The 22,721-nt window shown below is 69.7% G+C and carries 19 protein-coding genes and 1 pseudogene; 3 read left to right on the plus strand and 17 right to left on the minus strand.

Annotated features, from left to right (window positions below):
* Window positions 1-3: 3 nt before the first annotated feature.
* Together E5S66_RS11865 and coaE are read left to right on the plus strand one after the other, a co-directional pair.
* The gene (locus E5S66_RS11865; protein WP_138349527.1) at window positions 4-867 is read left to right on the plus strand and encodes a prepilin peptidase; all 864 of its coding nucleotides are present in this window, start codon (window positions 4-6) and stop codon (window positions 865-867) included.
* Window positions 868-906: 39 nt separating this feature from the next.
* Window positions 907-1,524, plus strand: a complete 618-nt coding sequence (coaE, locus tag E5S66_RS11870; RefSeq protein WP_138349529.1) for a dephospho-CoA kinase — start codon at window positions 907-909, stop codon at window positions 1,522-1,524.
* Between the two features lie 21 nt (window positions 1,525-1,545).
* On the opposite strand, the pseudogene mutT reads toward coaE, so the two are convergent.
* The 3 genes and pseudogenes from mutT to E5S66_RS11885 form a co-directional block, all read right to left on the minus strand.
* A pseudogene (gene mutT / locus E5S66_RS11875) lies at window positions 1,546-1,920 on the minus strand (8-oxo-dGTP diphosphatase MutT); the annotation flags it as partial.
* A gap of 36 nt (window positions 1,921-1,956) precedes the next feature.
* Entirely contained in the window at window positions 1,957-4,674 is a 2,718-nt protein-coding gene (gene secA, locus E5S66_RS11880; RefSeq protein WP_138349531.1) for a preprotein translocase subunit SecA, read from the minus strand.
* 143 nt (window positions 4,675-4,817) lie between these two features.
* Window positions 4,818-5,759: a M23 family metallopeptidase gene (locus E5S66_RS11885; protein ID WP_138349533.1), complete on the minus strand. Its 942-nt coding sequence runs from the start codon at window positions 5,757-5,759 to the stop codon at window positions 4,818-4,820.
* On the opposite strand from E5S66_RS11885, the gene E5S66_RS11890 reads away from it, so the two are divergent.
* A complete protein-coding gene (locus E5S66_RS11890) occupies window positions 5,749-6,279 on the plus strand; it encodes a DciA family protein (protein WP_425472232.1) in 531 nt (176 codons plus the stop codon). The two genes, E5S66_RS11885 and E5S66_RS11890, sit on opposite strands and share 11 nt — an antisense overlap.
* Before the next feature lie 80 nt (window positions 6,280-6,359).
* On the opposite strand, the gene lpxC is transcribed toward E5S66_RS11890, so the two are convergent.
* The 14 genes from lpxC to rsmH all read right to left on the minus strand — a co-directional run bounded on the left by lpxC (window position 6,360) and on the right by rsmH (window position 22,714).
* The gene (gene lpxC, locus E5S66_RS11895) at window positions 6,360-7,274 is read right to left on the minus strand and encodes a UDP-3-O-acyl-N-acetylglucosamine deacetylase (protein WP_138349534.1); all 915 of its coding nucleotides are present in this window, start codon (window positions 7,272-7,274) and stop codon (window positions 6,360-6,362) included.
* A gap of 270 nt (window positions 7,275-7,544) precedes the next feature.
* Window positions 7,545-8,798 (minus strand): cell division protein FtsZ, encoded by a 1,254-nt coding sequence (gene ftsZ, locus E5S66_RS11900; protein ID WP_028839229.1) that lies wholly within the window; start codon window positions 8,796-8,798, stop codon window positions 7,545-7,547.
* 167 nt (window positions 8,799-8,965) lie between these two features.
* Window positions 8,966-10,201, minus strand: coding sequence for a cell division protein FtsA (ftsA, locus tag E5S66_RS11905; RefSeq protein ID WP_028839230.1), 1,236 nt, complete (start codon window positions 10,199-10,201; stop codon window positions 8,966-8,968).
* Window positions 10,198-10,929, minus strand: a complete 732-nt coding sequence (locus tag E5S66_RS11910) for a cell division protein FtsQ/DivIB (protein ID WP_138349536.1) — start codon at window positions 10,927-10,929, stop codon at window positions 10,198-10,200. The genes ftsA and E5S66_RS11910 overlap by 4 nt, the downstream gene beginning before the upstream one ends.
* A complete protein-coding gene (locus E5S66_RS11915) occupies window positions 10,926-11,870 on the minus strand; it encodes a D-alanine--D-alanine ligase (protein WP_138349538.1) in 945 nt (314 codons plus the stop codon). The genes E5S66_RS11910 and E5S66_RS11915 overlap by 4 nt, the downstream gene beginning before the upstream one ends.
* Window positions 11,867-13,324: a UDP-N-acetylmuramate--L-alanine ligase gene (murC, locus tag E5S66_RS11920; RefSeq protein WP_138349540.1), complete on the minus strand. Its 1,458-nt coding sequence runs from the start codon at window positions 13,322-13,324 to the stop codon at window positions 11,867-11,869. The genes E5S66_RS11915 and murC overlap by 4 nt, the downstream gene beginning before the upstream one ends.
* The gene (gene murG / locus E5S66_RS11925) at window positions 13,321-14,439 is read right to left on the minus strand and encodes an undecaprenyldiphospho-muramoylpentapeptide beta-N-acetylglucosaminyltransferase (protein WP_425472233.1); all 1,119 of its coding nucleotides are present in this window, start codon (window positions 14,437-14,439) and stop codon (window positions 13,321-13,323) included. The genes murC and murG overlap by 4 nt, the downstream gene beginning before the upstream one ends.
* A complete protein-coding gene (gene ftsW, locus E5S66_RS11930) occupies window positions 14,403-15,746 on the minus strand; it encodes a putative lipid II flippase FtsW (RefSeq protein WP_051246936.1) in 1,344 nt (447 codons plus the stop codon). The genes murG and ftsW overlap by 37 nt, the downstream gene beginning before the upstream one ends.
* Complete coding sequence (gene mraY, locus E5S66_RS11935) at window positions 15,746-16,831, minus strand: phospho-N-acetylmuramoyl-pentapeptide-transferase (RefSeq protein WP_028839235.1); 1,086 nt, start codon at window positions 16,829-16,831, stop codon at window positions 15,746-15,748. Before mraY ends, ftsW begins: the two co-directional genes overlap by 1 nt.
* Complete coding sequence (locus E5S66_RS11940) at window positions 16,821-18,203, minus strand: UDP-N-acetylmuramoyl-tripeptide--D-alanyl-D-alanine ligase (RefSeq protein WP_138349541.1); 1,383 nt, start codon at window positions 18,201-18,203, stop codon at window positions 16,821-16,823. The genes mraY and E5S66_RS11940 overlap by 11 nt, the downstream gene beginning before the upstream one ends.
* On the minus strand, window positions 18,200-19,684 hold the full coding sequence (locus tag E5S66_RS11945) for a UDP-N-acetylmuramoyl-L-alanyl-D-glutamate--2,6-diaminopimelate ligase (protein WP_138349543.1): 1,485 nt from the start codon (window positions 19,682-19,684) through the stop codon (window positions 18,200-18,202). The genes E5S66_RS11940 and E5S66_RS11945 overlap by 4 nt, the downstream gene beginning before the upstream one ends.
* Window positions 19,681-21,552, minus strand: a complete 1,872-nt coding sequence (locus E5S66_RS11950) for a peptidoglycan D,D-transpeptidase FtsI family protein (protein ID WP_138349545.1) — start codon at window positions 21,550-21,552, stop codon at window positions 19,681-19,683. Before E5S66_RS11950 ends, E5S66_RS11945 begins: the two co-directional genes overlap by 4 nt.
* Complete coding sequence (gene ftsL, locus E5S66_RS11955) at window positions 21,549-21,815, minus strand: cell division protein FtsL (RefSeq protein ID WP_028839239.1); 267 nt, start codon at window positions 21,813-21,815, stop codon at window positions 21,549-21,551. The genes E5S66_RS11950 and ftsL overlap by 4 nt, the downstream gene beginning before the upstream one ends.
* Window positions 21,812-22,714, minus strand: a complete 903-nt coding sequence (gene rsmH / locus E5S66_RS11960; protein WP_138349719.1) for a 16S rRNA (cytosine(1402)-N(4))-methyltransferase RsmH — start codon at window positions 22,712-22,714, stop codon at window positions 21,812-21,814. Before rsmH ends, ftsL begins: the two co-directional genes overlap by 4 nt.
* Between the last annotated feature and the right edge of the window lie 7 nt (window positions 22,715-22,721).

Here is a 22,721-nt window from a genome sequence, read left to right on the forward strand (position 1 = left end):
CAGATGGCATTTCTCGACGCACACCCCGGCCTCGGCTTTCCCGCCGCGGCTGGCCTCGGCCTGCTGGTCGGCAGTTTCCTCAACGTGGTGATCCTGCGCCTGCCGCCGCGGCTGGAATGGCAGTGGAAGCGCGACGCCCGCGAGATCCTGGAGGAGCCGGACCTTTACGATCCGCCGCCTCCGGGCATCGTGGTGGAGGGCTCGCATTGCCCGAAGTGCAAGAAGCCGCTGTCGTGGTACGAGAACATCCCGGTGCTGAGCTGGGTGCTGCAGGGCGGCAAGTGCCGCGGCTGCAAGGCGCCCATCTCGATCCAGTACCCGTTGGTGGAGTTGATCACGGCGCTGCTGTTCCTGGCCTGCGCCTGGCGTTTCGGTTTCGGCTGGAAGGGCTTCGGCGCGATGCTGCTGACCAGCTATCTGGTCGCGCTGTCGGGCATCGATTTCCGCACCCGCCTGCTGCCGGATCAGCTGACCCTGCCGCTGATGTGGCTGGGCCTGGTCGCCGCCAGCGACAACCTTTACATGTTGGCCAAGCCCGCGCTGCTTGGCGCGATGGCCGGCTACCTCAGCCTGTGGTCGGTGTACTGGATCTTCAAGCAGCTCACCGGCAAGGAAGGCATGGGCCACGGTGATTTCAAGCTGTTGGCGGCGCTGGGCGCGTGGATCGGCCTGTCCGGCATCCTGCCGACCATCCTGCTGTCTTCGCTGGTGGGCGCCATCGTCGGTTCGATCTGGCTGGCCGTGAAAGGCCGCGACAAGGCCACGCCGATTCCGTTCGGCCCGTATCTGGCCGTCGCCGGCTGGATCAGCTTCATGTGGGGCCAGCAACTGGTGGGCGCCTACCTGCGTTTTGCCGGGCTGGCATAACCCTCGAAACACCGGCGGCGATACCCACATAATGTCCCGATGAGCGACTACATCCTCGGCCTGACCGGCGGCGTGGCCTCCGGCAAGAGCGCGGTCGAAACATGTTTCCGGGCATTGGGCGTGGCAGTGGCGGACGCCGATGCGGCTGCACGCGACGCATTGGCGGCTGGCAGCGACGGCCTGGCCGAGGTGGTGGCGACGTTCGGCAGCGAGGTGCTGGGACCGGATGGCCTGCTGGACCGGGCGGCCATGCGCCGGCGGGTGTTCGCCGATCCGGCGGCGCGCCAACGGCTGGAGGCGATCGTCCATCCGCGGGTACGCGCAACCTTGGCCGATGCATGCCGCGGCGCGCCGGGCCTCTACGCCATGGCCTCGATCCCGCTGCTGGCCGAAGGCGGCGGTCGCGACGCCTATCCGTGGCTGGCCCGCGTGCTGGTGATCGATGTGCCGGAAGCCGTGCAGCTTGCACGCCTGCTGCGGCGCGACGGCATCGACGAGGCGCTGGCAGGGGCGATGATCGCGGCGCAGGCCACGCGGCGGCAGCGTCTGGCAATCGCCGACGACATCATCGTCAACGACGGGCCGCTGGAAGCACTGGACGGCCAGGTGGCGGCGCTGGACCGCTTGTACAGGTCGCTGGCCGCGCCTGTCCCGTAGCCGGCGTCATCCGCGAAGCAACAGCTCCGCCACCACCGGCAAGTCGGCGGGGGGCATCGGGTAGTCCACCAGCTTGCGCAGCGGCACCCAGGCCAAGGCCTGTCCTTCCAGGCCGCGCGGATGGCCGCTGAAGGCCACCTCCCGCACGTCCAGCAGCAGGCGCTTGCCGGGCGTCTCCAGCGGCACGCAGGCCACCGGTGCGCCCACCGTGGCCTCGATGCCCAGTTCCTCGCGCAGTTCGCGCACCAGGGCGTCTTCTGGTGATTCGCCGGGTTCCACCTTGCCGCCCGGGAATTCCCACAGGCCGGCAAGGTCGCGGCCTTCGGTGCGGCGCGCCAGCAGGATCCGCCCACGCACGTCGCGGATCACCCCGGCAACGACGTGGACCTGCTTCATGTCCGCAAGTCTGGGGCGGGCAATGCGGGAAGCGTGTTACGCAAGCTGCCCATGGCAGTGCTTGAACTTCTTGCCGCTGCCGCAGGGGCAAGGATCGTTGCGGCCGATATCGGCAAAGGCTTCCTGTTGCGCGCGCGCGGCCTGCACCTGCGCCGCCTCCTCGTCCGCGCCCATGCCGCCGGAACCGGGGTGCTGGAACTGCATCTGCCGGGCCACGGCCTCGGCGCGGGCACGCTCCTGCGCTTCCGCTTCGGCCACTTCCTCTTCGCTGCGGATGCGCACGCGTGCAAGCAGCGAGACCACTTCGTGCTTGACCTTCTCCAGCAGCTCCGAGAACAGCTCGAAGGCTTCCTTCTTGTATTCCTGCTTGGGCTGCTTCTGCGCATAGCCGCGCAGGTGGATCCCCTGGCGCAGGTAGTCCATGCGCGCCAGGTGCTCCTTCCAGCTCTGGTCCAGCACGTTGAGCATCACGTGCTTCTCCAGCATGCGCATGGTCTCGGCGCCGACCTGCGCTTCCTTGCCGGCAAACAGCGCGTCCACCGCGTCCTGCACGTGACTCTGGATCTGCGAGGCGTCCAGCTCCGCTTGCGCCTTGTGCAGGCCCACCAGGTCCAGCTGCACGCCGAACTCGGCGTCCAGCGCCGATTCCAGGCCCGGCAGGTCCCACTGTTCATCGATCGAGTCGGCCGGCACGTGGCGCTGCACCAGCTCGGCCACCACGTCGTAGCGGATGCCGTCGATGTTGTCCTTGACGCTCTCGGCTTCCAGCAGCTCGTTGCGTTGGCCGTAGATGACCTTGCGCTGGTCGTTGTTGACGTCGTCGAAGTCGAGCAGGTTCTTGCGGATATCGAAGTTGTGCGCCTCGACCTTGCGCTGCGCGTTGGCGATCTGCTTGGTCACCAGCGCGGATTCGATGATGTCGTCTTCCTTCAGGCCCATCCGCGCCATCACCTTCTGCACCCAGTCGGCGGCGAAGATGCGCATCAGGTTGTCTTCCAGCGACAGGTAGAAGCGCGATGAACCCGGATCGCCCTGGCGCCCGGAACGGCCGCGCAGCTGGTTGTCGATGCGGCGGGATTCGTGGCGCTCGGTGCCGATGATGTGCAGGCCGCCGGCGGCCTTCACCACGTCGTGGCGCTCCTGCCATGCGGCCTTGATCCGCTCCTTGTCGGACGGCGACGCGTCCTCGCCCAGCGCGGCCAGTTCGGCGTCCAGCGAACCGCCCAGCACGATATCGGTACCGCGACCGGCCATGTTGGTGGCGATGGTCACCGCGCCCGGCGCGCCGGCGTTGGCGATGATGTGCGCCTCGCGCTCGTGCTGCTTGGCGTTGAGCACTTCGTGCGCGATGCCGGCTTCGCGCAGGTTTTCGCTGAGCAGTTCGGACACTTCGATCGAGGTGGTGCCGACCAGCACCGGCTGGCCCTTGGCCACGCATTCCTTGATCTCGTTGGCCACCGCGCGGTACTTGCCGGCGCGGTTGAGGAACACCAGGTCCGGGTGATCCTTGCGCACCATCGGCCGATGGGTGGGGATGACCACCACTTCCAGCGCGTAGATGTTCTGGAACTCGAACGCCTCGGTGTCCGCGGTGCCGGTCATGCCGGACAGCTTCTTGTACATGCGGAACAGGTTCTGGAACGTCACCGACGCCAGGGTCTGGTTCTCGCGCTGCACCGGCACGCCTTCCTTCGCCTCCACCGCCTGGTGCAGGCCGTCGGACCAGCGCCGGCCCGGCAGGGTGCGGCCGGTGAACTCGTCGACGATGATCACCTCGCCGTCGCGGACGATGTAGTCCACGTCGTTCTGGTAGATCGCGTGGGCGCGCATCGCCGCGTTGAGGTGGTGGACCACGTGGATGTTCTGCGCGGCGTACAGGCTCTCGTCGGCGGCGAGGATGCCGGCCTGGCGCAGCAGCTGTTCGGCGTGCTCTTGCCCGGCTTCGGACATGTGCACCTGCTTCTGCTTCTCGTCGACCCAGTAGTCGCCCTCGCCCTCTTCGGTCTCCTGCCGCTGCAGCGACGGCACCACTGCGTTGACTCGCAGGTAGAGCTCCGGCGATTCGTCGGCCGGGCCGGAGATGATCAGCGGGGTGCGCGCCTCGTCGATCAGGATCGAGTCCACCTCGTCGACGATGGCGAAGTTGAGGCTGCGCTGGAAGCGGTCTTCCTTCGCCAACGCCATGTTGTCGCGCAGGTAGTCGAAGCCGAATTCGTTGTTGGTGCCGTAGGTGATGTCGCAGCCGTAGGCCGCGCCCTTGTCGCCGTGCGGCATGCCCGGGTAGACCACGCCCACGCTCAGGCCCAGCCAGTTGTAGAGCTTGCCCATCTGGGCGGCGTCGCGGCGGGCCAGGTAGTCGTTGACGGTGACCACGTGTACGCCCTTGCCCTCAAGCGCATTCAGGTACACCGCGGCGGTCGCGGTCAGGGTCTTGCCTTCGCCGGTACGCATTTCCGCGATCTTGCCGCCGTGCAGGACCATGCCGCCGATCAGCTGGACGTCGAAATGGCGCATGCCGAACACGCGCACCGAGGCTTCGCGGCAGACCGCGAACGCTTCCGGCAGCAGCTTGTCCAGCGATTCGCCCTTGGCGACGCGCGCCTTGAACTCCTCGGTCTTGGCCTGCAGCGCCTCGTCGGAGAGCGCCTGCATCTGCGGCTCCAGCGCATTGATCTTCCTGACGTTGGCGCCGTACTGCTTGAGCAGGCGCTCGTTGCGGCTGCCGAAAACGCTGGTAAGCAAACTGTTGAACATGGGGTGTCCCTGGCGGGATGCGCGCCGGTGGCGCGGCATCGGGAAAGCAACGAAATGCCCGAAACCGGGCATGGGTGCCCGTTCGGGAATCGAATAGTTTAGCTGGAGGCGGCCCGCGGCGTGCGCAAGCCCCTTGCCCGATGTCAGCCGCGCTTCGGCCCGTGCCGGGCCAGCGCGTTGTTGTGGCCGAGGAACTTGCGGGGATTGACCACCACGCCGTCCTGCCACAGTTCGAAGTGCACGTGCGCGCCGGTGGAGCGGCCGCTGGAGCCCGCCTTGGCGATTTCCTGCCCCGCGCGCACCAGATCGCCGACCTGGCGGGTCAGCCGCGAGTTGTGCGCGTAGCGGGTGACGTAGCCGTTGCCGTGGTCGACTTCCACGGTGCTGCCGTAGCCGCTGCGGTCGCCGGCATAGCTGACCACGCCGTCCGCCACCGCCAGCACCGGATCGCCGATGCTGGCCTGGAAATCGATGCCCTTGTGGAACTGGCTGCCACCGCCGAACGGATCGGCGCGGCCACCGAAGCCGGAGGTGACGAAGCTGCCGGCAATCGGTTCACGCGAAGGCACCGTGTTGCGGTCCAGCGCGCGGTTGAACAGCAGGGTTTCCAGCACCGACAGCTGGGTGCCGGCCAGGCGATAGTCGCCTTCCAGTGCCGCCAGCCGCGCGCGCAGCTCGGCCGGCGGCATGTCGCGGGTCATCCCGCCACCACCCTGGCCGACCGGCTTCTCGAAATCGAATTCGCCGTCCTGCAGCTGGCCGGCACGGGTCAGGCGGGTGCCCAGCGCGTTCAGCCGGTTGGCCTGCGCCTGCAGTTCGGCCAGCCGCGCGGCCAGCGCGTTGACATCGCGCTGCGCGTCGCGGCGGACCTTGTCCAGTTCGGCCTGACGCTCGGCATCCGCGGTTTGCAGCGCCTCCACCTGGGCCATGCCGATCGCACTGCGTGCGGCCGCGCCGCACAGCATGCCTGCGCCCAGCAGCAGCGCCAGCGCCGCCCACGGCCTGCTCCGCGCCCATTTGCGCAGCTGCCGGGCCTGCGCAACGGCGCGCTGGCGGGTATCGTGTAGGTTGCTGATTTCGATCATCCGTATGCCTGGTTCTCGATCCAACCCCGAAGGGAGCCGTGCCGCCGCCAGCCCGCGAGCGGCGCTGGACGCGCTGCTCGCCGGTTCCGCCGGGGGCACCCTGCGCCGGGCGCAGTGGCTCGACGCGATGGACCGGTTGTTGCGGCCCCTGCTGCCGGCGGGGCTGGGGGCGCATGCGCGCCTGGCCAACGTCCGCGGAGACAGGCTGGTGTTCGTGGTCGACTCGCCGGTGTGGCATGCCAAGTTGCGGCTTGCCGCGCCAGCGCTGATCGACGCCGCCCGCTCCATCGGGCTCGAAGTGAACGACGTGGGTGTCAGGACGACCACCGCACCGCTGCGGCCGTTACCGCCGGCCGAAGCGCGCCATGCTCCGATGTCGGCCGCCGCCCGTGCTGGACTGGAGGCGGCCTTGGCCCTGCTGCGGCCGGATGCGTCGGAAGAACACGCCGGGGGCGACCGCAAGGCCGGTGCGAGGCGGGCAACGAAGCCCCCCGCAGAACCAGCCGAGGGCGCATCCTAGCCGCGACGGCGGTCGGTTTTGTTAAGAAATCGCTGGCGAGCACTGCAATTTTGTGAGACGCACCGCGGTTTGCGGTGGAATCAGGCCGCCGGCAGCGCGATTCCGTAGCTCAATTGGGGCGCCTGTTCGGCGTCGGCGAAGCTGACCTCTTCCCACGCCTGCGCATCCGCCAGCAGAGCGCGCACCAGCTTGTTGTTCAGCGCATGCCCGGACTTGTAGCCCTCGTAGGCGCCGAGGATGGCGTGGCCGGCCAGGTACAGGTCGCCGACCGCGTCGAGGATCTTGTGGCGGACGAATTCGTCGGCATAGCGCAGCCCGTCTTCGTTCAGCACGCGGAAGTCGTCGAGCACGATGGCGTTGTCCATCGAACCGCCGAGGCCGAGGTTGCGGTCGCGCATGTATTCGAGGTCGCGCATGAAGCCGAAGGTGCGCGCGCGGCTGACTTCCTTGATGTAGGCGCTGGTGGAGAAGTCCACCTCCACCCGCGACAGCGTATCCGGGATCGCCGGGTGGTCGAACTTCACCGTGAAGCCCAGCCGGAAGCCGTCGTGCGGATCGAAGCGGGCGACCTTGTCGCCATCGCGCACTTCCACCGGCTTGAGGATGCGGATCAGCCGCTTGGCCGCGTGCTGTTCGACGATGCCGGCTGATTCCAGCAGGAACACGAACGGCCCGGCGGAACCGTCCATGATCGGGACTTCCGGCGCGCTCAGCTCGACATAGGCATTGTCGATGCCCAGCCCCGCCAGCGCCGACATCAGGTGCTCGATCGTCAGCACCTTGGCGCCATCGCGGCTCAGTCCGGTGCACAGCGTGGTTTCGGTGACCAGCGCGGCGGCGGCGGGCATTTCCACCACCGGCTCGAGGTCGATGCGGCGGAACACGATGCCGCTATCGACCGGCGCCGGCCGCAGGGTCAGGAAGACCTTCTCGCCGCCATGCAGGCCCACGCCGGTGGCGCGGATCACGTTCTTGAGGGTGCGTTGGCGAAGCATCGGTTCAGATTATCACGCGATTTGCTGAATCCAGCCGTAAAAAGGCCGTCGTCCTGCGCCCTGCGCAGACGGCAGCGGCGGAACGAAAGCGGCCGGCCGGCAGCGCCGACCGACCGGAAAACGCGCCGGGCGGACAACCCGGCACGCGATTCGACAGGAGTGACAGCCCCTTCCTCCGCCACGGACTGACGGGGGAAAAGGTCGGGGGCGGCGGCGTTGCGCGCGCTCCCCGGCTTCCTTCCGCTCACGCGGAAGGAAGCTGTGGGGGCATCAGTCTGCCTGGCGGCGCAAGAACGCCGGGATGTCCAGGTAGTCGTCCTTCGGCAGCTCGGCGGCGGCCGGGGCGGCCTCGGCGGCGTTGCGACGCAGGCTGCCGGCGAAACCGACCGGCGCGGCCGGGGTGAAGCTGTCGGCGATCGCGTCGATCGGCAGCCCGGTGGTGCCGTCGCGCTTGACCTGGGTGTTGATCAGCTGCACCTGCGGGCGACGCGGCGCTTCCTGGGTGGTTTCGTAGCGCACTTCGCGACGCTCGTTGCCGGCCGGCTGGCGCAGGCCCACGGTGGCGCGGCTGAGGCCGGTGGCGACCACGGTGACGCGCACTTCGTCCTGCATGTCCGGGTCGAGCACGGTGCCGATGACCACGGTGGCGTCTTCGGCGGCGAACTGCTCGATGGTGCGGCCAACCTCGTCGAACTCGGCCATGGTGAAGTCCGGGCCGGCGGTGATGTTGACCAGGATGCCGTTGGCGCCGGACAGGTTGACGTCGTCCAGCAGCGGGTTCTGGATCGCCGCCTCGGCCGCCGCCTGCGCGCGGTCGTCGCCGCGGGCGCTGCCGGTGCCCATCATCGCCAGGCCCATTTCGGACATGACGGTGCGCACGTCGGCGAAGTCGACGTTGATCAGGCCCGGGCGCACGATCAGGTCGGCGATGCCCTGCACCGCGCCGAGCAGCACGTCGTTGGCGGCGCGGAACGCCTGGATCATGGTGGCGTTGCGGCCCAGCACGGTGATCAGTTTTTCGTTCGGGATGGTGATCAGCGAATCGCAGTGCTGGCTCAGTTCCTCGATGCCCTTGGCCGCGACCTGCATGCGCCGGCGGCCCTCGAACGGGAACGGCTTGGTGACCACGGCCACGGTCAGGATGCCCATTTCCTTGGCCAGCTGCGCCACCACCGGCGCCGCGCCGGTGCCGGTGCCGCCGCCCATGCCGGCGGTGATGAACACCATGTCGGCGCCCTGCAATGCCTCGATGATGGTTTCGCGGTCTTCCAGCGCGGCCTGGCGGCCGACTTCCGGGTTGGCGCCGGCGCCGAGTCCCTTGGTGACGTTGCCGCCGAGGGTCAGCTGCTGGCTGGCGCCGCAGTTCTTGATCGCCTGCGAGTCGGTGTTGGCGGTGATGAATTCCACCCCGTCGACGCTGCTGTTGACCATGTGCGCGACCGCGTTGCCACCGCCGCCGCCGACGCCGAAGACCTTGATGACCGCGTTGGGTGCCACCTGCTGGATCAGTTCGAAATGTGCCATGTCCGTGTCCTGTCGTTGTGGCCGGGATCGGAGAGGCGGGGGTTCCGCTTCGCCTTCGCCGGCTTGTTATTGGGTTGTGTCCTGCGCTTGCCGCCTTGCCGCTTTTGCCGCCCTGCCTGCCTTTCCCTGCCCTGCCCGCTGTTGCTACCGCCTTCCGCTGCCGCCGCTCAGAACGCGCCGCGGAACCACTTCACCGCCTTGCCCAGCACCCCGCCGACCTTGCCGCTGGGCAGGGTCGGCCGCTTCGGGTGTTCCATCTGCGCGCCCATCAGCAGCAGGCCAACACCGGTGGCATGCACCGGATTGCCGACCACCTCGCCAAGGCCGGTGACGTGCTGCGGGATGCCGATCCGCACCGGCATCTGCAGCATTTCCTCGGCCAGCTCGACCACGCCTTCCATCTTCGAAGCGCCGCCGGTCAGCACCATGCCGGCGCGCACCCGCTGCTCGAAGCCCGAGCGGCGCAGTTCGGCCTGCACCATCTCGAAGATTTCCTCGTAGCGCGCCTGCACCGCCTGCGCCAGCGCGTGCCGCGGCAACCGTCGTGGCGGGCGGTCGCCCACGCTTTCCACCTGGATGCTTTCCTCGGCGCGCGCCAGCTGCGCCAGCGCGCAGGCGTACTTGACCTTGATGTCCTCCGCGTGCGGCGTGGGCGTGCGCAACATGTGCGCGATGTCCTCGGTCACCTTGTCGCCGGCCACCGCCAGGTTGGCGGTGTGGCAGATCGCGCCCTGCATGAACACCGCGATGTCGGTGGTGCCAGCGCCCATGTCCACCAGCACCACGCCCAGCTCGCGCTCGTCCGGGGTCAGCACGGCGGTGCTGGATGCCAGCGAGGACAGCACCAGCTCATCCACCTGCAGGCCGCAGCGCTGCACGCACTTGCTGATGTTCTGCGCCGCCGACTGCGCGCAGGTGACCAGGTGCGCATGCACTTCCAGGCGCACGCCGGTCATGCCGACCGGGTTGCGGATGCCTTCCTGCGAATCGTCCAGCACGTATTCGCGCGGGATCGCATGGAGGATGCGCTGGTCGGCCGGGATCGCCACGGCCTTGGCGGCTTCCAGCACGCGGTCGAGATCGCCGTAGGTGACCTCGCCGTCGCGGATCGGCACGATGCCGGGCGAATTCTTGCACTGCACGTGGTTGCCGGAAATCGAGGCGTACACGCTGCTGACTTCGCAGCCGGCCATCAGCTCGGCTTCCTCCACCGCGCGCTGGATCGACTGCACGGTGGAGTCGATGTCCACCACCACGCCGCGGCGCAGCCCGCGCGATTCGTGGGAACCGATGCCGATCACCTCGATGGGTTCGCCCGGTGCGTATTCGCCGACCAGCGCGGTGACCTTGGAGGTGCCGATATCGAGGCCGACGATCAGGGACTTGTCGCCTTTGCGGTTCATGTGTTGCTGCCGTGGTTCGTGGGGGTGGGATCGGCCTTCGCCCAGGTCAGGGCGAAGCCGTTGGTGTAGCGGAGGTCGGCGCGCACCAGCCGGCGGTGCGGGTTCTGCGCGGCCAGCTGCGGCAGCATCGGCGCGAACCGCGCCAGCCGCGCGCCGGGGTCGTTGCGGCCCAGCACCACGCGGGTGCCGTCGCGCAGGCTGATCGACCAGCTGCCGCGACGGTCCAGCGCCACGCCCAGCACGCCGCCGGCGTCGGCCAGCTGCTCGCGGGCCTGGTTGTACAGCGCCACCACTTCCGGCACCCGCCCTTCCGGGCCGTCCAGCAGCGGCAACCCGGCCGGCGTTTGCAGCTTGCCGGCCGGGAACAGCCGGCCGTGTTCGGACAGCAGCTGCTGCTCGCCCCAACGCGCGAACGGGCGATGTTCGACGATGCGCACTTCCAGCACGTCGGGCCAGTGCTTGCGCACCTGCGCGCGCTCCACCCACGGCAGGCCGTCCACGCTGCGCTGGACCGCACCCAGGTCCACCGCGAAGAAGCCGCGCTGCGCGTGCGGCAGCACTGCCGCCTGCAGCTGCGCGCGGTCGACCCGCGCCAGTTCACCCTGCACGCGCAGGGTGCGCAGCGGCCAGTGCTCGCCGCCCATCCAGCCCTCGACCACGGCCACCACCGGCAGCGCCAGCAGCGCCAGCGCGAGCAGCCAGGCCAGCGAGCGCAGGACAGTCTTCAAAGCGTCTGCTCCAGGATCCGCCAGCACAGTTCCTCGAACGACACGCCCAGCTCGCGCGCCGCCTTCGGCACCAGCGAATGGCTGGTCATGCCCGGCGCGGTGTTCACTTCCAGCAGCAGCAGCTCGCCGCTGGCGCGGTCGCGCATCACGTCGATGCGGCCCCAGCCGCTGCAGCCGGCGGCGCGGAACGCAGCCAGCGCCAGCGTGCGGATCGCGGCCTCGTTTTCGCCTTCCAGACCGGGGCACAGGTACTGGGTGTCCTCGGCGATGTACTTGGCGTTGTAGTCGTACCACTCGCCCTTGGGCACGATCCGGATCGACGGCAACGCGACCTCGCCCAGCACGCCGACGGTCAGCTCGTCGCCGACCACCATCTGCTCCATCAGCATCTCGCCGCCGTAGCCGCGCGCAACCTCGATGGCCGCGTCGATGTCGGCTTCGGCCAGCACCCGCGCCACGCCCACGCTGCTGCCTTCGCTGGACGGCTTCACGAACACCGGCAGGCCCAACTCCAGCGCGGCCGCGCGCAGGTCTGCACCGGGCGCCAGGCGGACGAACTGCGGCGTCGGCAGGCCGGCGCTGATCCACACCTGCTTGGTACGGATCTTGTCCATGCTCAGCGCGCTGCCCAGCACGCCGGAGCCCGTGCAGGGAATCTCGAAGCCCTGCAGCAGACCCTGCAGCACGCCGTTCTCGCCGTCGCCGCCGTGCAGGATGTTGAACACCCGGTCGAACCTGCCGTGCACCAGCGCATCGACCAGGGCCGGGATGCCGTCCACCGCGTGCGCATCGACGCCGCGCGACTGCAACGCTTCCAGCACGTTGCGACCGGAATCCAGCGAGACTTCGCGCTCGCTGCTGCTGCCGCCCATCAGCACGGCGACGCGGCCGAACGCGGCCGGGTCGGTGCAGCGCAGCGGGGCGAAGGCGGAGGCGCTCATGCGGGTTCTCCCTGCGCAGGTTGCGGCTGCAGGCCGTCGCGGGCGATCTGCTGGGCGGCGGCACCGATATCGCCCGCGCCCATCAGCAGCAGCAGGTCGCCGTCGCGCAGCACGCCGGGCAGCACGCCGGCCAGCTCGGCGGCACCGCCGACGACCACCGGCTCGACCCGGCCGCGGGTGCGGATCGAACGCGCCAGCGCGCTGGCATCGGCGCCGGCGATGGGCGCCTCGCCGGCCGGGTACACCTCGGTAAGCAGCAGCGCATCCACGCTCGACAGCACCGCCGCGAACTCGTCGAACAGGTCGCGGGTACGGGTGTAACGGTGCGGCTGGAACGCCACCACCAGCCGCTTGTCCGGCCAGCCGCCGCGGGCCGCGGCGAACACCGCAGCGAGTTCCTTCGGGTGGTGGCCGTAGTCGTCCACCAGCGCCACTTCGCCACCTTCGGCCAGCTTCAGCGTGGCCAGCTGGTTGAAGCGCCGACCGATGCCCTGGAAGCCTTCCAGCGCCTTGGCGATGGCCGCGTTCGGCACGCCCAGCTGCCAGCCGATGGCGGCGGCGGCCAGCGCGTTCTGCACGTTGTGGCGGCCCGGCAGGGCCAGCGTGCAGGCGGTGCGGCTGCCGTCGGGCAGGCACAGGGTGAACTGCATGCGCGCGCCGTGCTGGCGCACGTCGGCGGCGCGCACGTCGGCCTCCGGCGCGAAGCCGTAGGTGACCACATGGCGCGGCGTCCTGCGCGCCAGCTGCGCCACTTCCTCGTCATCGATGCACAGCACCGCCAGCCCGTAGAACGGCAGCCGGTGCAGGAATTCGGAAAACGCCTGCTTGACCCGTTCGAAGTCGCCGCCGTAGTTCTCCAGATGGTCGGCATCGATATTGGTGATGACCGCCACCACCGGGTTCAGGCGCAGGAAGCTGCCGTCGCTCTCGTCGGCCTCGGCCACCAGCCAGTCGCCACCGCCGAGGCCGGCGTTGGCGCCCGCGGCCAGCAGCTTGCCGCCAATGACGAAGGTCGGGTCCAGCCCGCCTTCGGCCAGCACGCTGGCGGTCAGCGAAGTGGTGGTGGTCTTGCCGTGGGTGCCGGCCACCGCCACCCCGCGCTTGAAGCGCATCAGCTCGGCCAGCATTTCCGCGCGCGGCACCACCGGGATGCGCTGGGCGCGCGCTTCCAGCAGCTCGGGATTGTCCTGCTTGATCGCGCTGGATACCACCACGCAGTCGGCTTCCAGCACGTTGGCGGAAGCGTGGCCGCGATGGATGACGATGCCGAGCGAGGCCAGCCGCTTGGTCACCGCGTTGTCTGCGCTGTCGGAACCGCTGACCTGGTAGCCCAGCGTGCGCATCACCTCGGCGATGCCGCTCATGCCGACCCCGCCGATGCCGACGAAATGCACGCGCGGCAGCGCCTTGGTCGGGTCGTTGATCTGCCGCAGGTGCAGGCTGTGCGGGCTCATCGGGAAACCTCGTTGGAAATGGTGGCCAGCACGGCTTCTGCGACGCGCTGCGCGGCATCGGGACGAGCCAGGCCGCGCGCGGCCTGCGCCATCGCCAGGCGCTTGCCGGGATCGGCGGAAAGATCGGCGAGCACCTGCTGCAGGCACCCGGCCAGTTGTTCGGTCTGCGGCAGCAGCACGGCGGCGCCGCGCTCCACCAGATATTCGGCATTGCGGGTCTGGTGGTCGTCCACCGCCTGCGGGAAAGGCACCAGCACGCTGCCGACGCCGACCGCGCACAGCTCGGCCAGGGTCAGCGCACCGGCGCGACAGACCACCAGGTCAGCGCCGGCATATGCCGCGGCCATGTCGGCGATGAAAGGTTCGACCCGCGCCTCGACGTCGGCATCGGCATAGGCTTGGCGCGCGGCATCGAGCATCTTTTCGCCGGCCTGGTGAACGATCCGCACCGGCAGGCCCAGCGCGGCGACTGCCTTCGGCACCGCTTCGTTCAGCGCACGCGCGCCCTGGCTGCCGCCCAGCACCAGCAGGCGCAGCGGGCCGGCGTGGTCGAAGCCGCGCTGGCCGGGCGGCGGCACCTGCGCGATCTGCGCACGCACCGGGTTGCCGACGTGGACTTCCTTCGCGAAGGTCTGCGGGAACCCCACCAGCACCTGCCGCGCCACCTTCGCCAGCGTCTTGTTGGTCATGCCGGCGGCGCGGTTCTGCTCGTGCACCAGCAGCGGAATGCCGGCCATCCGCGCGGCAATCCCGCCCGGCCCCGCGGCGTAGCCGCCGAAGCTGATCGCCGCGTCCGGACGGCGCGCACGCATCACCGCGGCGGCCGCGCGCACCGCCGACAGGATCCGCAGCGGCGCCGCCAGCAGGGTGGCGATGCCCTTGCCGCGCACGCCCTTGACCGCGATGGTGTCGATGGCGATGCCCTGCGGCGGCACCAGCCGGGTTTCCATGCCGCCGTCCGCACCCAGCCAGCACACCTCGGCACCGCGCTCGCGCAGCGCCTGCGCGACCGCAAGGCCGGGAAAGATGTGGCCGCCGGTGCCGCCGGCCATCACCATCACCAGGGGCGCATGCGCGCTCAACGGGACCTCCGCAGCGCGGCCAGCGCGGCCGATTCGGTGGACGGCCGGCCCAGGGCGGGTTCGATCCGCTGGCGCAGGCGGCTGGTGCCGCGGTTGCCGGCGTCGGCCGGCAGCGGCGGCTGCGCGGCCACCGGCGGCGTGCCCACGGGCGACCCGCTGGCCACGCCGCGCAGCTTCGCCACCTGGCGCGCCGCACGGTTGTACTCCCACGAAACACGCAGCAACAGGCCCAGCGCCACGCAGGTCATGAGTACGCTGGAACCGCCCGAGGACACCAGCGGCAGGGTCAGGCCCTTGGTCGGCAGCATGCCCAGATTCACGCCGATCGAAACGAAACTCTGCAGCGCCATCCACAGCGCGATGCCGAACGCGATGTAGCCGGAAAAATGCCGCTTCATCTCCACACACTTCAAACCCAGCCAGAATGCGCGCCCGGCCAGCAGCACGAACAGGCCCACCACCAAGGCCACGCCGGCAAAACCCAGCTCTTCGGCGATCACCGAGAAGATGAAATCGGTATGCGCTTCCGGCAGATAGCTGAGCTTCTGCACGGACGCGCCCAGGCCCACGCCGAACCATTCACCTCGACCAATCGCCATCAGCGCGTTGCTGAGCTGATAACCGGCACCCAACTGGTCTTGCCAGGGGTCCATGAACGAGGTCACGCGACGCATGCGATACGGCTCGAACACCACCAGCAGAACGAGCGCCGGCACCATCAACAGGATCGGCAGGGCGATCCGCCGGATCGGCGCGCCGCCCAGCAGCAGCATGCAGGTGGTGATGCCAAGCAGCAGCACCGATGAGCCGAAGTCCGGCTGCAGCAGCAGCAGCACGACCAGCACGCCGACCACGCCCAGCGGCTTGAACATCGCGGTCAGGGTGACCGCCACATCCTCGCTGTAGCGCTTCAGGTAGCTGGCCAGCCAGACGATGTAGAGCACCTTCACCGCTTCCACGACCTGGAAGTTGGACACGCCGAAGTTGAGCCAGCGCCGCGCACCGTTCACCGATTTGCCGATGACCGGCACGAACACCAGCAGCAGCAATACGGCGCAAGCCAGAAGCAGCCACTGGCTGTGCTTCTCGATGGTTTTCAGCTCGGTGCGCATCGCCACCGCAGCCAGCCCCACCCCGACCGCCAGGAACATCAGATGACGGCTCAGGAAGTACCACGGACCTGCATCGACGCCGCCACCGGCAATCGCCGCAGATCCGACCATCACCACACCCAGGCAGGCCAGCGTGATGGACACACCCAGCAGCCACGGGTCGAAACGCCCGACCAGCTCGTCGCGACGGGTCGCCTGGCCCAGGCTGCCGAAACCGGTCGCGGCCATCAGCGCACCTTCAAGGTGGCAAGGCCGACCAGCACCAGCACCACGCTGATGATCCAGAAGCGCACGATCACCCGCGGCTCCGGCCAGCCCTTGAGTTCGAAGTGGTGGTGGATCGGCGCCATCCTGAACACCCGCTTGCCGGTGAGCTTGAAGCTGGCCACCTGGATCATCACCGACAGGGTTTCGATCACGAAGATGCCGCCCATCAGCACCAGCACCAGTTCCTGGCGCACGATCACCGCGATCGTGCCCAGCACCGCGCCCAGCGCCAGCGCGCCGATGTCGCCCATGAACACCATCGCCGGATAGGTGTTGAACCACAGGAAGCCCAGCCCGGCGCCGGCGATGGCCGCGCAGATGATGATCAGCTCGCCCGCGCCCGGCACCCGCGGGATCTGCAGGTACTGGGCGAAGGTGGCGTTGCCGGAGGCATAGGCGAACACGCCCAGCGCGCAGGCCACCAGTACCGTGGGCATGATGGCCAGGCCATCGAGGCCGTCGGTCAGGTTGACCGCGTTGGAGAAGCCGACGATCCAGAAGTAGGCGATGCCGACGAAGCCGACGCCCGCCAGCGGCAGCGCGATCGATTTGAAGAACGGCACGTAGAAAGTGGTGGCCGCCGGCACGTCGGCGAAGGCGAACAGGTAGATGCCGGCGGCAAGGCCCAGCACCGACTGCAGCGCGTACTTGGTGCGCGAGCGCATGCCGTTGGGGTCGCGCTTGACGATCTTGATCCAGTCGTCCGCCCAGCCGATGGCGCCGAAACCGACCATCACCACCAGCACCACCCACACGTACTTGTTGCGCAGGTCGCCCCACAGCAGCACCGAAGCCGCCACCGTCGACAGGATCAGCGCCCCGCCCATGGTGGGCGTGCCGGCCTTGGAGAAATGCGACTGCGGGCCGTCCTTGCGGATCGGCTGGCCGCCCTTGAGCGTGGCCAGGTAGCGGATCATCCGCGGCCCCCACCACAGCGACAGCGCCAGCGCGGTCAGCGCGCCGAGGATGGCGCGGAAGGTCAGGTAGTTGAACAGGTTGAAATGGCCCTGCAGCTGTTCCAGCCAACGGGTGAGTTCAAGCAGCATCGGTGGTCTCCCCGTCGGGTCCGGCATCCCGCTGCAGCAGCGCGGTCACGATCCTGTCCATCGCGCTGCCGCGCGAGCCCTTCACCAGCACGGTGGTGCCGGCACCCAGCTGTTCCCACAGCGCCTCCGCCAGCGCGGCGTGCGAGGCATGCACGCTGCCACCCTCGCCGAACGTCCGCGCGGCGTGCGCGCTCAGCTCGCCCAGCGCGAACAGGCGGGCGATGCCGGCGACTTTGGCGCGGGTTCCGGCCGCGGCATGCAGATCGACTTCCTCGACGCCCAGCTCGCGCATGTCGCCCAGCACCAGCCAGGCCTCGCCGCCACTGTCCGCCAGGGTGTCGATGGCCGCGGCCAGCGAACCCGGATTGGCGTTGTAGCTGTCGTCCACCAGCATCGCGCCGCTACGCAGGCGATGGGTGGCCAGCCGACCGGCCACGCCCTCCACCGCTTCCAGCCCGGCGCGGATCTGCGCCAGGGTTGCGCCCACCGCCAGCGCCATCGCCGCCGCGGCGAGCGCGTTGCGGACGTTGTGGCGACCGGGCAGCGGCAATGCAACCTCGGTCTCGCCTTCCGGCGCCACCAGGGTGAAGCGCGATCCCTGCAGGCTGCCGTGGATGTCGCGCGCGCCGATCTCGGCCTCGGCTTCGATGCCGAAGCGGATCACCCGCACGCCACGCAGCCGCTCGCTGAAATAGAGCGCGAATGCGTCATCGGCATTCACCACCGCCACGCCGTCCGCCGCCAGCGCCTGGTAGATCGCGCCCTTGGTCTGTGCGACGCCGAGCAGGCTGCCCATCCGTTCCAGGTGGGCAGACGCGATGTTGTTGACCAGCGCCACGTCCGGCCGAGCGATGGCGGTCAGGTAGGCGATATCGCCGGGCTTGCCGGCGCCCATCTCGTAGACCGCGAAGCGCGCGTCGTCCGGCGCGTCCAGCACCGCCAGCGGCAGGCCGATCTCGTTGTTGCGGTTGCCGGGGTTGGCGTAGGCGCTGCCCAGCTGGCGCAGGATCGAATGCAGCAGGGTCTTGACCGTGGTCTTGCCGTTGCTGCCGGTGACCGCAAGCACCCTGGTGGCGCGCTCGCGCTGCACTGCCGCGGCCAGGCTGGCCAGCGCGCGCCCGGTATCGGCCACGATGACTTGCGGCAGTGCGACGTCGAGCGGGCGCGAGACCAGCGCCGCCACGCAGCCGCCGTCGGCAGCCGCCTGCACGTGGGCGTGGCCGTCGAAGTTTTCACCCTTCAGGGCGACGAACAGCGCGTTGCCGGCGGGCAGCGCGCGGGTGTCGGTGGCGATGGCGTCGACCGTGCGGTCGTCGCCGACCAGCCGGCCACCGGCGGCCTGGGCGATCCAGGACAGCAGGCGCGGCGTCATGCGACACCGCCTTCGCGACGACGCAGGCAGTCACGCGCCACCGCCGCATCCTCGAACGGATGCTTCACCCCGCCCACGTCCTGGTAAGGCTCGTGACCCTTGCCGGCGATCAGCACCACGTCGTCGGCGCCGGCGCCGGCAATCGCCTGCGCGATGGCGGCGGCGCGGTCGCGCTGGATCACCGCGCGCGCCGGCTCCGCCAGCCCGGCCACGATGTCGCGGACGATGGCGTCGCCGTCTTCGTTGCGCGGATTGTCGTCGGTGACGATGACACGGTCGGCCAGGCGCTCGGCGATGGCGGCCATCTGCGGGCGCTTGCCGGTGTCGCGCTCACCGCCGCAGCCGAACACGCAGGTCAGGGTGCCGGCGGTGTGCGCGCGCAGCGAGGCCAACGCCTGCTCCAGCGCATCGGGGGTGTGGGCGTAGTCCACCACCACCAGCGGCGCGCCGGCTTCGCCACCCAGCCGGTTCATGCGGCCATCGACCGGCAGCAGTTGCGACAGCGTCTCGGCGATCAGCGCCGGCGCCATGCCCATCGCGAACAGGGTGGTCGCCACGCCCAGCAGGTTGTCCACGTTGAAGCGGCCCAGCAGCGGCGAACGCACCGGGTGCGCCTGCCCGCCGGCATGCAGCAGGAAGCGGATGCCGCTGCCGTCCAGCAGCAGCTCTTCCGCGCGCACGCTGGCGCCGGCGGCGCCGCGCGAGGAGAAGCCCAGCGCGCGCACCTTGCCGCTGACCGCGGCGAACAGCTCGCGGCCGAACGCATCGTCCAGGTTGACCGCCGCCGCGCGCAGGCCGGGCCAGTCGAACAGCCTCGCCTTGGCCGCGCCGTAACGGGCCATGTCGCCGTGGTAGTCGAGGTGGTCGCGGGTGAGGTTGGTGAACACCGCCACGTCGAAGTGCACGCCATCCACGCGGCCCTGGTCGAGCGCGTGCGAGGACACTTCCATCGCCACCGCCGAGGCGCCCTCGTCACGCAGCTCGGCCAGCAGCGCGTGCATGCGCAGCACCAGCGGGGTGGTGAAGCCGGTCGGCACGATCTTCGGATACACGCCGCTGCCCAGCGTGCCGACGGTGCCGGCCTTCTGGCCGCGCAGCGTCCACGCCTGCGCCAGCAGCTGCACGGTGGACGTCTTGCCATTGGTGCCGGTCACGCCCACCGTGGCCATCGCCGCGCTGGGGTGGTCGTGGAAGCTGTCGGCCATCGCGCCCATGCGCGCGCGCAGGCCGACCACCGGGATCGCATCAGCGGGTGCCGGCAGCTCGTCCGGCGCCGGCGGCTCAAACAGCACCGCGGCGGCGCCGGCCTGGCGGGCGACGTCGACGAAGTTCAGCCCGTGCGCGCCGAAACCGGCGATCGCCACGAACGCATCGCCCGGCTTCACCTCGCGACTGTCCTGCACCAGCCCGGTGATGGCGAGGTCGGCGGACAGGCCTTCCAGCTCCGGCAGCAGCTCGCCCAGCAGCATGGCGCGGGTCATTGCAGCGCCCTCGCATTGGCGGCGCCGGACGGCGCGGCAGCGGCGGCGGCCACCGGCAGGGCGCGGCCTTCGGCTTTAATGCGCTTGGCTTCGGCCGCGGCCTGCACGGCCAGCCAGGCGTCGAGGTTGTCGGGTGAAACGTCCATCAGGCGCAGCGCGCCCTCCATCGTGCTGCGGAACACCGGCCCGGCGATCACGCCGCCGTAGTAGCCCTTGCGGCTGGGATCCGGATCGTTGACCGCCACCACCATCGCGAAACGCGGATGCTCCACCGGCACCAGCCCGGCGAAATAGCCGATGTAGCGGCGCGAATAGCCGCCGGCGCTGGCCTTGCGCGAGGTGCCGGTCTTGCCGGCCACGTGGTAGCCGAGGATCGCCGCCTGGGTGGCGGTGCCGCCCGGCTCGGTGACGGTCTGCATCATGTGCAGCACCTGATTGGCGATACGCGCATCCAGCACCCGCTTGGGCGGGTTGTGCTGGCCCTTGACGAAGCTGGGCTGGTGCAGCAACCCGCCGTTGCCCAGCGCCGCGTAGGCGGTGGCGATCTGCAGCGGGGTGGCGCTGAGGCCGTAGCCGTAGCTCATGGTCTGCTTGCTGGTGCCGCTCCAGCCGGGGCTGCCCGGCGACGGGAACAGCCCGGCCGCTTCGCCCGGAAAACCGCTGCCGGTGCGCTGGCCGTAGCCGAAACGGCGCATGAAGGCATAGAACTGCGCATCGCCCAGCCGCTTGGCCACCAGGGAAGCGCCGACGTTGGAACTCTTGCGGATGATGCCGGTGGTATCCAGCACGCCGTAGTTGTGGGTGTCGGTGGTGCGGTAGCGGCCGTTGGCGATCCAGCCCGGGTTGGTGTTGAACAGCGTGGCCGGGGTGATCACGCCGGCTTCCAGCCCCGCCGCCACGGTCAGCGGCTTCATCGTCGAACCGGGCTCCAGCAGGTCGGTGACCGCGCGATTGCGGTGCGCGTCGCGCGGGCTGGTGCCGACGGCGTTGGGGTTGAAGGTGGGCATGTTGGCCATCGCCAGCACTTCGCCGGTGGCCACGTCCAGCACCACCGCCGAGCCGCTGCTGGCGCCGGTTTCGGCAATCGCATTGCGCAGCTCGCGGTGGGTCAGGTACTGGATGCGGCGGTCGATGCTCAGCGCCAGGTCGTGGCCGGGCTGCGCGGCGCGCACCAGGTCCACGTTCTCGACGATCCGGCCCTTGTTGTCGCGGATCACGCGCTTGGCGCCGGCAGTACCGCGCAGCCAGTCGTCGAACGCCAGCTCCAGGCCTTCCTGGCCGCGATCATCGACGTTGGTGAAGCCGAGCACGTGCGCCAGCGCCTCGCCCTGCGGGTAGAAGCGGCGGTACTCGCGCTGGCTGGCCACGCCGGGGATGTCCAGCGCGAGGATGCTGGCGGCTTCGTCCGGGTTGATGCGGCGCTTGAGGTACACGAACTCCTTGTCGGCACGGGCGCTGAGCCGGCTGGCCAGTTCGTCCTGCGGCATGCCCAGCGCACGCGCCAGCGCCGGCAGGCGCTCGGGCACCTTCAGCAGTTCGCGCGGATTGCCCCAGATCGACTCGACCGGCGAGGAAATCGCCAGCGGCTCGCCGTTGCGGTCGGTGATCATGCCGCGCGAAGTGGCGATCGGGATCTCGCGCAGGAAACGCGCGTCGCCCTGCTGCTGGTAGAAGGCGTGATCGACCACCTGCAGGTCCAGCGCGCGCGCCAGCAGCGCCACCGAGCCCAGTCCGAGGAAGCCGCAGACCAGCGCCAGCCGGCGGCGCAGGTCGAACTGCTGCCCGCGCGCGCGCGGATGCACGCTGGCAGCGCGCTCGCGGCGCGCTTCGCTTCCGAACCAGCGCAGGCGTTTGCCGAAACGGGTCATCGCCGCAGCACCACCACGTCTTCGGTGCGCGGGAATTCCATTCCCAGGCGGGTGCGCGCGACCTGGTCGACGCGGTTGCTTTCCGCCCAGGTCGCCTGCTCCAGCTGCAGCCGGCCGAATTCGATGTTGAGCGCGTCGCGCGCCTTTTCCAGCCGGCTCAGCTCGACGAAGGCCTGGCGATGCTCGTGGCGGTCGCGCACGATCAGCAGCGCGGTCGCGATGTTGGCGACCACCAGCACGGCCAGCAGCAGATGCCGGTTCATGCCGCCACCGCCCGGTTCTCGGTTGCCAGCTTCTCGGCCACCCGCAGCACCGCGCTGCGCGCGCGCGGGTTGCCGGCCAGCTCGGCTTCGGCAGCCTTCTGCGCGCCACCCACCAACCGCAGGGTCGGCGTGAAGGACACTTCCACCGGCATGCGCCGGTTGGCCGGCGGTGCCTTGGCGTGTTTCGCCATGAACTGCTTGACGATGCGGTCTTCCAGCGAGTGGAAGCTGATCACCGCCAGCCGCCCACCCACCTTGAGCCGCGCCAGCGCGGCATCGAGGCCGGCTTCGAGGTCGGCCAATTCGCGATTGATGTGGATGCGGATGGCCTGGAAGCTGCGGGTGGCCGGATGGGTCTTGCTGGCGCCGCGCGGACAGGCCTGCGCGATCAATTCGGCCAGCTGCGCGGTGCGCAACAGCGGCGCCTGCGCGCGCGCGGCCACGATCGTGCGGGCGATGCGCCGGCTCTGGCGTTCTTCGCCATACACCCACAGCACGTCGGCGATGTCCTTTTCCGAAGCGCGGGCCAGCCACTCGGCGGCGCTCTCGCCGGATTCGGGGTCCATGCGCATGTCCAGCGGGCCGTCCTTGCCGAACGAAAAGCCGCGCTCGGCCACGTCCAGCTGCGGCGAGGACACGCCGAGATCGAGCAGCACGCCATCAAGGCCCGCCGCAGTGGCCGGCCAGTCGGCCAGGGAGGCGAAGCTGCCGCGCCGCCAGCACAGGCGCGCATCGGCGTCGGCCATCCGCATGGCCACCGCGATAGCGTCCGGGTCCTTGTCCATCGCCAGCAAACGCCCCTTTTCGCCAAGCCGCTGCAGCACCCCACGGGCATGACCGCCACGCCCGAACGTCCCGTCCAGGTAGGTTCCGTCCTCTTTCACCGCCAGACCGTCCATGACCTCG

The sequence above is a fragment of the Thermomonas fusca genome, assembly GCF_005862345.1.
In the GTDB taxonomy this organism is placed as follows: domain Bacteria; phylum Pseudomonadota; class Gammaproteobacteria; order Xanthomonadales; family Xanthomonadaceae; genus Thermomonas; species Thermomonas fusca.

Bases quoted from the DNA above. Each gene is read 5' to 3' on its own strand.
- ftsW (WP_051246936.1), bottom strand. From the start codon at position 15,746: ATGGCCGCGACCGGTTTCGGCAGCCTGGGCCAGGCGACCCGTCGCGAC.
- E5S66_RS11945 (WP_138349543.1), bottom strand. From the start codon at position 19,684: ATGACCCGCGCCATGCTGCTGGGCGAGCTGCTGCCGGAGCTGGAAGGC.
- ftsA (WP_028839230.1), bottom strand. From the start codon at position 10,201: ATGAACCGCAAAGGCGACAAGTCCCTGATCGTCGGCCTCGATATCGGC.
- murC (WP_138349540.1), bottom strand. From the start codon at position 13,324: ATGAGCCCGCACAGCCTGCACCTGCGGCAGATCAACGACCCGACCAAG.
- mraY (WP_028839235.1), bottom strand. From the start codon at position 16,831: ATGCTGCTTGAACTCACCCGTTGGCTGGAACAGCTGCAGGGCCATTTC.
- ftsL (WP_028839239.1), bottom strand. From the start codon at position 21,815: ATGAACCGGCATCTGCTGCTGGCCGTGCTGGTGGTCGCCAACATCGCG.
- E5S66_RS11915 (WP_138349538.1), bottom strand. From the start codon at position 11,870: ATGAGCGCCTCCGCCTTCGCCCCGCTGCGCTGCACCGACCCGGCCGCG.
- secA (WP_138349531.1), bottom strand. From the start codon at position 4,674: ATGTTCAACAGTTTGCTTACCAGCGTTTTCGGCAGCCGCAACGAGCGC.
- E5S66_RS11865 (WP_138349527.1), top strand. From the start codon at position 4: ATGGCATTTCTCGACGCACACCCCGGCCTCGGCTTTCCCGCCGCGGCT.
- E5S66_RS11940 (WP_138349541.1), bottom strand. From the start codon at position 18,203: ATGACGCCGCGCCTGCTGTCCTGGATCGCCCAGGCCGCCGGTGGCCGG.
- E5S66_RS11885 (WP_138349533.1), bottom strand. From the start codon at position 5,759: ATGATCGAAATCAGCAACCTACACGATACCCGCCAGCGCGCCGTTGCG.
- lpxC (WP_138349534.1), bottom strand. From the start codon at position 7,274: ATGCTTCGCCAACGCACCCTCAAGAACGTGATCCGCGCCACCGGCGTG.
- E5S66_RS11950 (WP_138349545.1), bottom strand. From the start codon at position 21,552: ATGACCCGTTTCGGCAAACGCCTGCGCTGGTTCGGAAGCGAAGCGCGC.
- ftsZ (WP_028839229.1), bottom strand. From the start codon at position 8,798: ATGGCACATTTCGAACTGATCCAGCAGGTGGCACCCAACGCGGTCATC.
- rsmH (WP_138349719.1), bottom strand. From the start codon at position 22,714: ATGGACGGTCTGGCGGTGAAAGAGGACGGAACCTACCTGGACGGGACG.
- coaE (WP_138349529.1), top strand. From the start codon at position 907: ATGAGCGACTACATCCTCGGCCTGACCGGCGGCGTGGCCTCCGGCAAG.